Origin of the sequence: Aliarcobacter vitoriensis, assembly GCF_003316695.1 — a bacterium.
In the GTDB taxonomy this organism is placed as follows: domain Bacteria; phylum Campylobacterota; class Campylobacteria; order Campylobacterales; family Arcobacteraceae; genus Aliarcobacter; species Aliarcobacter vitoriensis.
The window spans coordinates 40,047-50,059 of the sequence record NZ_PDKB01000019.1 but is presented as its reverse complement, the minus strand read 5'-3'; the positions used below and the strand labels follow the sequence as shown (position 1 = coordinate 50,059).

Annotated in this window: 8 protein-coding genes; 5 read left to right on the top strand and 3 right to left on the bottom strand. The window is 29.1% G+C overall.

What is annotated here, in order from left to right; genetic code table 11:
• Positions 1 to 234: 234 nt before the first annotated feature.
• Genes CRU91_RS10315 through CRU91_RS10305 form a run of 3 tightly spaced genes read right to left on the bottom strand, consistent with a single transcriptional unit; the run spans position 235 to position 3,292 of the window.
• A complete protein-coding gene (locus tag CRU91_RS10315) occupies positions 235 to 723 on the bottom strand; it encodes a c-type cytochrome (RefSeq protein ID WP_113895143.1) in 489 nt (162 codons plus the stop codon).
• A gap of 56 nt (positions 724 to 779) precedes the next feature.
• Complete coding sequence (gene clpA / locus CRU91_RS10310; protein WP_113895142.1) at positions 780 to 2,990, bottom strand: ATP-dependent Clp protease ATP-binding subunit ClpA; 2,211 nt, start codon at positions 2,988 to 2,990, stop codon at positions 780 to 782.
• A 2-nt stretch (positions 2,991 to 2,992) separates the two neighbouring features.
• Positions 2,993 to 3,292 carry an ATP-dependent Clp protease adaptor ClpS gene (locus tag CRU91_RS10305; protein ID WP_113895141.1) on the bottom strand — a complete coding sequence of 100 codons (300 nt, stop codon included), beginning with the start codon at positions 3,290 to 3,292 and terminating at the stop codon, positions 2,993 to 2,995.
• A 72-nt stretch (positions 3,293 to 3,364) separates the two neighbouring features.
• Here CRU91_RS10305 and bioD point away from each other — a divergent pair, with 72 nt between their 5' ends.
• From bioD to CRU91_RS10280, 5 genes are all read left to right on the top strand, one after another.
• Positions 3,365 to 3,997 (top strand): dethiobiotin synthase, encoded by a 633-nt coding sequence (gene bioD, locus CRU91_RS10300; RefSeq protein ID WP_113895140.1) that lies wholly within the window; start codon positions 3,365 to 3,367, stop codon positions 3,995 to 3,997.
• A gap of 170 nt (positions 3,998 to 4,167) precedes the next feature.
• A complete protein-coding gene (locus CRU91_RS10295) occupies positions 4,168 to 5,301 on the top strand; it encodes an HpcH/HpaI aldolase/citrate lyase family protein (RefSeq protein WP_222718456.1) in 1,134 nt (377 codons plus the stop codon).
• Positions 5,302 to 5,320: 19 nt separating this feature from the next.
• A complete protein-coding gene (locus CRU91_RS10290; RefSeq protein WP_113895139.1) occupies positions 5,321 to 7,840 on the top strand; it encodes an aldolase/citrate lyase family protein in 2,520 nt (839 codons plus the stop codon).
• A 9-nt stretch (positions 7,841 to 7,849) separates the two neighbouring features.
• Positions 7,850 to 8,908: a MaoC family dehydratase gene (locus CRU91_RS10285; RefSeq protein ID WP_113895138.1), complete on the top strand. Its 1,059-nt coding sequence runs from the start codon at positions 7,850 to 7,852 to the stop codon at positions 8,906 to 8,908.
• A gap of 33 nt (positions 8,909 to 8,941) precedes the next feature.
• Positions 8,942 to 9,925, top strand: coding sequence for an HpcH/HpaI aldolase/citrate lyase family protein (locus CRU91_RS10280; RefSeq protein ID WP_113895137.1), 984 nt, complete (start codon positions 8,942 to 8,944; stop codon positions 9,923 to 9,925).
• Positions 9,926 to 10,013 lie beyond the last annotated feature (88 nt).

Sequence of the window (10,013 nt, the reverse complement as noted above, 5' to 3'; positions counted from 1 at the left end):
ATCGAACCAGGGACCAAATGATTAACAGTCATCTACTCTACCGCTGAGCTATGCCGGATTATTTTAACCATCTCTGGTCAAATTGGACGGGAATTATAATCGCTTTTTCTGTCTTTGTCAAGGGGTTAGCGCTTAATATTGGCTTAAATTTCTGAATTTACAAATAATAATTGTTTAATATTCGATTTTATAAGAGTTTTTATAGATAAAAGAACTTTCTTTTATCTATATATATTATAGTTTTGAGATAAAATCTGCTAAAACATCAATTTGTTCTGGTGTTTTTGTTTCAACATGAGGTTTCATAATTCCTTTCATAACACCACCATAAGTTCCATCTTTATAACCATTTAAAGCTTTTATTGTTCTGTCTTTATCCCATCCAGCTATTGCTTGAGATTTTCCTAAAGCTTCTTTTTCGCCTTTTGTTCCATGACATGATGCACATGTTTTAAACATAGTTTCTGCATCTGCTAAATTTGTATCTTCAACTTTTAAATCTATTTTTGCTTCTTCTTTTTTTTCTTGTTGTGTATCAGTACTTTTTTCTTCTATTTTTTTAACTTCTTCTACAATTTTTTCTTTTTCTTGTTCAACTGCTACATTAACTTCTTGCTTCACTTGCGTTTTAGTTGATTGTTCAACTTTTTGCTCTTGTTTATCTTCTGTACAGCCAGATAATAACAATAATGTAGTTGCAGTTATAATTAAACCCTTTTTCATATCATACCTTTATTTTTTGTTTGGAATTGTATCAAATAAATTGTAAAATAATTGTGTTATAAACTTTCATATTCAAAAATAAATTCATCTTTGAAATCTATTTTTACAATTCCACCTTTTTTTAGCTTTCCAAATAGTATTTCATCTGTTAAAACATTTTTAATTTTCTCTGAGATAACCTTATTTAATGGTCTTGCTCCCATAGATTTATCATAACCTAATTTTGCCAATTCATCAGTTGCTTTTTTACTAATTTCTATTTTTATCTTCTTATCTTCAAGTTTTTGTTCCAAATCTTCTATAAATTTGCAAACAACTTTTGAAACAATTTCCAAAGATAAACTATCAAAGGTTACAACTGCATCAAGTCTATTTCTAAATTCAGGAGCAAAAAATTTGTTTATTGCTTTATTTTCATTTAATTTCTCATTTTTTGCAAACCCCATAACATTTGCTTCAGTTGCACCTAAATTTGAAGTCATAATCAAAATAATATTTTGAAAATCTGCTTTATTACCACTATTATCAGTCAATTGTGCATTATCCATAACTTGAAGTAAAATAGACATCAAATCAGGATGTGCTTTTTCAATTTCATCAAGTAATAATACTGAATGTGGATGTTTTCTTATAGCTTCAGTTAAAAGTCCACCTTGTTCAAAACCAACATATCCAGCAGGTGCTCCAATAAGTCTTGAAACTGTATGAGCTTCCATATATTCACTCATATCAAATCTTTCAAAGTGAATTCCTAATTGTAATGATAACTCTTTAGCAACTTCTGTTTTTCCAACTCCAGTAGGACCTGTAAATAAAAAACTTCCTATAGGTTTTTTATCCAAACCTAATCCAGCTTTATTTCTTTTAATTGATTGAACAATAGTTGTAATTGCTAAATCTTGCCCAAAAACTCTTTTTTGCATATTTTTTTCTAAATTTTTAAGTAAGCTTAAATCTGATTTTGTAGCACTTCGTAATGGAATATGTGCCATTTTAGAAATAGTTTCCTCAATATCTTTTGCACTTATTGTAATATTTGAATCATTTTGTGTTTTTAAAGTTTTTGATAATTCTATTTTTTTAGCGGCACCAACCTCATCTATTACATCTATCGCACAATCTGGTAAAAATCTATCTTGAATATATTTTTTACTAAGTTCAACTGCACTTTGTATGGCACTTTTTGAATATTTTACTTTATGATACTCTTCATATTTTGATTTTAAGCCTTCTAAAATCAATATAGAGTCTTCAATAGATGGTTCATTTATATCAACTTTTGCAAATCTTCTACTTAGTGCTTTATCTTTTGAAAAATCATTTCTAAACTCTGCAAAAGTAGTAGCTCCAATACATCTTAATTTTCCATTTGCTAAAAGTGGTTTTAGTATATTTGAAGCATCCATTGCACTTCCACCTACACTTCCAGCTCCTACAATGGTATGAATTTCATCTATAAACAAAATTGCATTTGGAATTTTTGAAATCTCTTTTAGCAAAGATTTTAATTTTTTTTCAAAATCTCCTCTATATTTTGTACCAGCTACTAATGAACCCATATCAAGTGAAAAAACTTTTGAATCTTCTAAAAATGGTGGAACTTCTTTATTAGCAATTTTTAAAGCTAAACCTTCAGTAATAGCTGTTTTTCCAACACCAGGTTCCCCAACTAAAATAGGATTATTTTTCTTTCTTCGTCCTAAAATTTCAATAACTCTATTTAACTCCTTATCTCTACCAATAACTGGGTCAATTTGACCTTTTGTAGCAATATGAACAAGTTCACTAGAATTTTGTTCTAAAATTTTATCATTTTGAGAAGTTTCTTCACTTTTTTCTTCATCATCTTTGTGCGAAATTTCTTCTAAAATATCAACTCTTTGAACTCCATATTTTCTCAATAAATATGTAGAATATGCTTTTTCATCTTTTAAAATTGCAACAAACATATCTTCAACACTTGCATTTTGTTTTCCACTCCCTTGAGCATGAGCCACCATATATTCTATAGTTGAAGATAAAGCTAAAGTTTCTATTGGTTCATCATTAATATCTTCAGGTACTTTTGGAGTAGTTTCATCTATATATTTTTTCAATTCTTCAAATAATTCTTGAGAATTTAGCCCTAAATCTATAAATAACCCTTCAATTGTTAAATCATTTATCAACATTAAAAATATGTGTTCTACTGTTAAATATTCATGTTTATTAGTTTTTGCATAACCAACAGCTTGTGCAAAAATGTGTCTTAACTCTTTACTTATCATTTTTATTCTTCTTCCATTACAGCTTTTAAAGGAAAGCCTTTATCTCTACCCATAGTTTTTACTTGTGCAACTTTAGTACTAGCTATTTCATAAGTATAAACTCCACAAAGTCCTTTTCCATTATTATGAACACTTAGCATTATGGCTTCTGCTTCATTTAAATTTTTTCTAAAAACTTTTATCAAAACATCAATTACAAAATCCATAGTTGAATAATCATCATTCAATAAAAAAACATTATATTTTTTTGGCTCTTGTAACTCTATCTCATCACTTAATTCTATTTCTATTTCATTACTCACATTAAACCCTTATAATTTATGATAAAATCATTTTCTAAAAATCGCCAAATTATAACAAAAAAGAGATTATTTATGAAAAATAATATAAAACCTTCTAAAACTATATTTATAACTGCTACAAATACAGATATTGGAAAAACCTATGCTTGTGAGAAATTTTTAAAATATTTTGCTAAACAAGGTTATAAAGTAGGATATTTCAAACCTATTGAAACAGGAGTTATAAACAATAAACCTATTGATGGTAGTAAAATGTTTGAATTAACAAAAGAACTAAATCCAAATTTTAAGAATTTTTCTATGAATGATATCGTTCCATATCAATTTGAACTTCCAGCAGCACCTTATGTAGCAAAAAAAGATACACCTATAGATATAGAATTTTTAAAAGAGAAAAAAGAATATCTACAAAATTTTTGTGATATTTTGATAATTGAAGGTGCTGGGGGATTGTTTGTACCTATAAAAAAAGATTTTTTTATGATTGATTTGATAAAAGAGTTTAATTGCAAAACATTTTTAATAACTCCTTCAAAACTTGGTTGTATAAATGACACTCTACTTTCAATAGAAACTTTAAAAAATTACAACATAGATTTTGAGTTTTTTATAAATTTATATCAAGATATTGATAGTTTTGAGAAAGTTTCAAAGCCATTTTTAAAAGATTATTTTAGGAATTTGAACTTTTTACAAGACATATAGCCCTATTTCTGGACTTTAAAGCATTTTATTAAACTAAACTTAAATTTATTTACTATTTCAAAAGATATAAAATTTATTCATTTTAATTTGTGTATAACTTCTGTATTAGTTTTATGTATAATATCTTTTGTATATAAAATGAATTTGTAAAATATAGAAAGGTTGAAAAAATGATGACTTCTGCTATTGATTTATCTAAATTAACAGAAAAAGATGATTTAACACCAGTTTTAGGTGGTTATTGGCCAGGTATTCAAATATACTACCCTCCAATTAAATATAATCCTCTTGATGGTTCTTATGAAACAATGGAACAAGCAAAATTAAGACTCCAAAAACATGCTTATAAAACAAAAGCTCATACAGTTTTATTTGACTTAGAAGATGGCTGTAGACAAAAAGCCATGAGTAGAGAGCTTCTAATTCAAGAGTTACCAAAATTCCCACAAAGAGATTTTCAAATAGCTGTAAGAATAAATCCTTTTAGAACTGAAGAGTATGAAGAGGATTTAAAAATGTTAAAACAAATACACCAATATATTGATGTGATAGTTTTGGCAAAAGCTGGAGAAGTTTATGGAAGTGCTGAAATAAGAGATTTATCATCTTGGTTAGTATCTATTGGAAGTAAACTTACTATTCAACCGATTGTTGAACACCCAAAATCACTCCAAATTGCAGATAGACTAATGGAGCACTCAACAGTAAAACATATTGTATTTGGAATTCATGATTTTTCAAAAGCGATGGCATATAAAATAACTCCAAAAGGTTGGATTGATGAATTACAAACGTTTTTCAACATACTTACAATGGAAGCAAGAATAAAAGGGAAAGGTGTAATTGGTGGAGTTGAAGTTCTACTTACTCCTCACTCTTTACCTGATAATTGTGTTGAAAAAAAAGATATTAGAAGATGGTTAGATTTACATGGAGATGAAGCTAGTAAACATGTTTATGCACATGCTTTAAGAGAAAATGCTATGGGATTAACAGGAAAACAAGTTATCACTCCAAATCATATAAATATTTGTAAAGTTGCATTTACTCCATCTCCAAATGAAATTGAAAAAGATGTATCTATTTTGAAAGCTGCACTTGAAGCTGATGCTCTTTTAAGTGGTGCGATAAGATATGAAGGAGAGATGCTTGATCCTCCGATGTTTGGAAAATCTTTGCAAAATATTTTAAGAGCTTATGCACTAAATAGCTTATCAAAAGAAGATGAATTATTTGCACTATCAGTTCTAAACAAAATGCCATTACACACATTTAAAGAAAATTGGCCATACGGTCAGTTGTAATATAACAAGGAGTTTTATAATGAGTCAAACAATTAAATTAGAAGTACCAGAATTTTTAAATATTGGTGTCGCTTGTACAAGCAAACATATAGGGACAAATAAAGAAAATAGCGTAGCTATGATAATTGAAGATGATAAACTTGGTACTGATACAATCACTTACAAAGATTTAGCTACAAAATCAGATCAAGTTGCAAATTTCTTTAAAGGAATTGGATTAGAACCAAGAGATAGAGTTTTAGTATGTTTAAAAAACTCTTTAGCTTACCCTATTTCATTCTTTGGGGTTATGAAAGCTGGAATTATTGCAGTTCCAACTTCGACTCTTTTAAGTGGTAGTGAGGTTAAATATCTTGCTGAAGATTCTCAAGCAAAAGCTATTGTTATGAGTGCAACTATGTATGAAAACTTGGTTCCATATTTAGAAAATCTTGATAATTTAAAAACTATTGTTGTTGCAGGAGTTGATAGCGTTGAAGATTTTAAAGCACCTAAAGGTATAAATGTTTATGCTTTAAATCAAATTTTTAAAGATATAGATTCAACACCAAAACACTACAATTCAAAATCAGGAGAACCAGCATATTTAGTATATACTTCTGGGACAACTGGTTATCCAAAAGGTGTTTTACACTCTCATCGTTCATTAATAGGAAGAAAACCTGCTACTGATTTTTGGTTCGATTTTAAAGAGAATGATAGAATTATGCACTCTGGGAAATTTAACTGGACTTATGTTTTAGGTTCAGCATTAATGGATCCATTATACAATGGTCATACAGTTATTGCATATGAAGGTGGAAATGATGCCTCAACTTGGATAAATTTGATAAAAAAACACCAATGTACAATATTTATTGGAGTACCTACAATATATAGACAAATTATCCAAAAAACAGACTTTAAACTCGAAGATTGCCCAAGCTTAAGATATTGTATGAGTGCTGGAGAACATTTAAGTGATGAAATGTTAGGACTTTGGAGAGAAAGATTTAAACAAGATATTTTTGAAGCTATTGGAATGAGTGAATGTTCTTACTATATCTCACACTCAAAAAATAATCCTATAAGACCAGGAAGTGCTGGATTTGCACAACCAGGACATATTGTAAAACTTTTAAATCCCGAAACTTTAGAAGAAGTTGGTGTTGAAGAAGAAGGAATGATTTGTATAGGAGAAGATGACCCTGGATTATTTTTAGAATACTGGCAATTAGAAGATGAAACAGCAAAATCAAGACATGATGGATATTTCTTTACAGGAGATTATGCGAAAAAAGATAAAGATGGATATATTTGGTTCATTGGAAGAAAAGATGATATTATCAATACTTTTGGCTTTAGAGTAAGTCCACACGAAATTGAAAGAGTTGTAAAAACTCACGATGATGTTGCTGATTGTGTTGCTTTCGGACTTGATATTGAAAAAGATAAAACTTTAGTTGCTATTGCTGTTATTGGGCATTCACCAATTAGTAAAGAAAAAGAAGAAGAGATTTTAAAATTCTCACAAAATAACCTAGCAAAATATAAAGCTCCAAAAAGAATCTTTACAATGACAGATTATCCAAGAACAAAGAATGGAAAAGTTCTTAGAAAACAACTTGTAAAAGATTTACATGATTTAGAAAGAGCTGTTGTTAAAGGTGAAGAAGTTATAGAATATAAAGCTAGACGATCTATGATTTTGGTTCCAGCATACAATAAACACAATGTTGAAAAAGCAAAATCGATTCTAGCTGATACAGTGATTTTTGATTTAGAAGCTATTTTATCGGAGCAAAGAGAAGCGGGAAGAGAAACTTTAAGAGAAGTATTCAAAGAGTTTAATTCAAACTTTGGAGAAAGCGAAAGAGTTTTAAGAATAAATAATTTAATAAGTGAAGATTTGAAAAAAGATTTAGCTTTAGCAAAAGAGTTAGAAATTGATGGTTTATTATTCTCTAAAATTGACTCAAAAGAAGATGTTTTGGAAGCTGTAAAATTAATAAATGAAGTAAATCCAAATCTTACACTTATGATTATGATTGAAACTCCATTATCTGTTTTAAATATTCAAGAAATTTGTGCAGCTAGTCCTAAAGTTGAAGTTGTTGTAGTAGGTTCAAATAAATTAGCAAATAGACTTCAAATAGATATAAAAAGAGGTTCAAAAGCAATCGTTACTTATCTATCTCAAATTGCACTTGCAGCTAAAGCTTATGGAAAAACTGTGATTGATGGACCACATTTTGATGTTCATGATGAATTTGCTTGTGAGGACTCGACAAAAGATGCATTTAATCTAGGATTTGATGGAAAATCTTTAGTACATCCAGTACAAATTGAATATATTAACGATATTTTTACTCCAAAACAAAGTGAAGTAGAAGATTATGAAGATATGATTGCAAAATATGAAGAAGCCACAAGAGAAGGTAAAGAGGTAATTTTACATAATAATAAACTTGTAGATTCATCAAGAATTAAATGGGCTAGAAAGATGATTAAGTTATATGAAACTTATAAAGCTTTAGGGCAAAATTTATTTAATAAATAAGGAGAGAATGTGTCAAAAATTAATTTTGGTAACTATTTTGAAGATTTTCAAATCGGACAAAAAATAGTTCATCCACTTCCAAGAACAATCAGTGATGGTGATGTATCTTTATATATTGCTTTCACTGGTTCAAGATTTGCTCTTCACTCTAGCGATGTTGTTGCAAAACAAATTGGATATGAAAAAAAACCATTAGATGATATTTTGATGTTTCATTTAACATTTGGAAAAACAGTTCAAGATATATCTTTAAATGCTATTGCAAATTTAGGTTATGCTGAAATATCATTTGCTAATCCTGTATTTGTTGGAGATACGGTTAGTATGACTTCAACAGTTATAGGATTAAAAGAGAATTCAAATGGAAAAAGTGGAGTTGTATATGTTCATTCTATTGGTGTAAATCAATATGGAAATGAAGTTTTAAATTTAAAAAGATGGGTTATGGTTCATAAAAAAGACCATTCAACAAAGAGTGATATAAATGAAATTCCAACTTTTGGAAGTTCAACACCAATTTTAGATGAAATAAACATTCCGACAATAAAAGTAGTTGATACAGATGCTACTGGTGGGAAGTATTTTTTTGAAGATTATGAAGAAAAAGAAAGATTAAACCATCCAGAAGGAATTACAATTGATAATAGTGACCATACTTTAGCAACAAAGTTATATCAAAACAATGCAAAAGTACACTTCAATGACCATATGATGAAATCTACTCCAATGCAACAAAGATTGATGTATGGAGGAATTGTTATATCAACGGCAAGAACAATATCTTTTAATGGACTTCAAAATGCACAATGGATATATGCAATAAATAGTGGAAATCACTGCAATCCAACTTATGCAGGAGATACAATATATGCTTATACTGAAATTTTAGAGAAAATTGAGCATAAAAGAGAAGATTTAGGACTTTTAAGACTTAGAACTATTGCACTTAAAAATAAAACTCCAAAAGAGATTGAAAATGCAAAAGATGAGGATGGTAAGTATTTACCAAATGTTATTTTAGATTTGGATTACACAGTTGTAATCCCAAAAAAATCTACAAAAAAATAAAAAATTAAATTCAATAGAAAAGGAAAAAAAACAATGACACACCCAAAAGAAGCTTTATTTGAATCTGGTAAATCTTTACCAATTATTCCAACTTGTGAACACTTTGCAGGAAGCGAAAAGCTAATCCTAAAAGGTTTTGAGATGCAAAAAAAACTAGGTCCTGTTTTTGACATTACTTGTGATTGTGAAGATGGTGCTGAAACTGGAAAAGAAGTTGAACACGCAAATATGATAGTTAGAGTTGTAAATTCAAGTGAAAACCCGTATAAAATGGCAGGTACACGAATCCATGATCATTCACATCCTGACTGGAGACAAGATGTTGATATTTTAGTTACTGGTGCTGGAGAACATTTAGCATATATCACTTTACCAAAATCAACTTGTTATGAAGATGCTAAAACTCAAATAGAGTATATTCAAAGTGTTGCAAAAAAAGCTGGAATTAAAAAAGAGATTCCAATTCACGTACTTATAGAAACTCACGGTGCTTTACAAGATGTTGAAAAAATCGCAACTTTACCTTGGTTACAAGTGCTTGATTTTGGTTTAATGGACTTTGTAAGTGGTTATCAAGGAGCGATTCCTGCAATAAATATGAGAAGTCCTGGACAATTTGAACATAGATTAATAGGTGCTGCAAAAGCAAGAGTTGCACAAGCTGCTATTCAAAATTGTGTAATTCCTTGCCACAATGTAACACTTGACCTTAAAAATCCATATCAAACATATAAAGATGCTGAACGTGCTAGAAATGAGTTTGGATTTATGAGAATGTGGTCAATTTATCCAACACAAGTTCAAGCTATAGTTGATGCAATGAAACCAGATTTTACAGAACTTGAAGCTGCACAAAATATTTTAATAAAAGCTCAAGATGCAGAATGGGGACCAATCCAATATGATGGAGAGTTACATGATAGAGCAACTTATAGATATTTTTGGGAATTAGTTCAAAGAGCTAAATTCTCTGGAGTTAAACTACAAGATGAAGCAGAAAAAAGATTTTTTGCTTAATTTTTAATTTCTTAAAGCTACTCTTTTTAAAGGGTAGCTTTTTTATTTTAAAAGATATTTCTAAACTAAACAATTTTGTAAAATATCC

Excerpts from the sequence above, each read along its gene's own strand:
- CRU91_RS10315 (WP_113895143.1), bottom strand. The coding sequence starts at position 723 with ATGAAAAAGGGTTTAATTATAACTGCAACTACATTATTGTTATTATCT.
- clpA (WP_113895142.1), bottom strand. The coding sequence starts at position 2,990 with ATGATAAGTAAAGAGTTAAGACACATTTTTGCACAAGCTGTTGGTTAT.
- bioD (WP_113895140.1), top strand. The coding sequence starts at position 3,365 with ATGAAAAATAATATAAAACCTTCTAAAACTATATTTATAACTGCTACA.
- CRU91_RS10295 (WP_222718456.1), top strand. The coding sequence starts at position 4,168 with ATGATGACTTCTGCTATTGATTTATCTAAATTAACAGAAAAAGATGAT.
- CRU91_RS10290 (WP_113895139.1), top strand. The coding sequence starts at position 5,321 with ATGAGTCAAACAATTAAATTAGAAGTACCAGAATTTTTAAATATTGGT.
- CRU91_RS10280 (WP_113895137.1), top strand. The coding sequence starts at position 8,942 with ATGACACACCCAAAAGAAGCTTTATTTGAATCTGGTAAATCTTTACCA.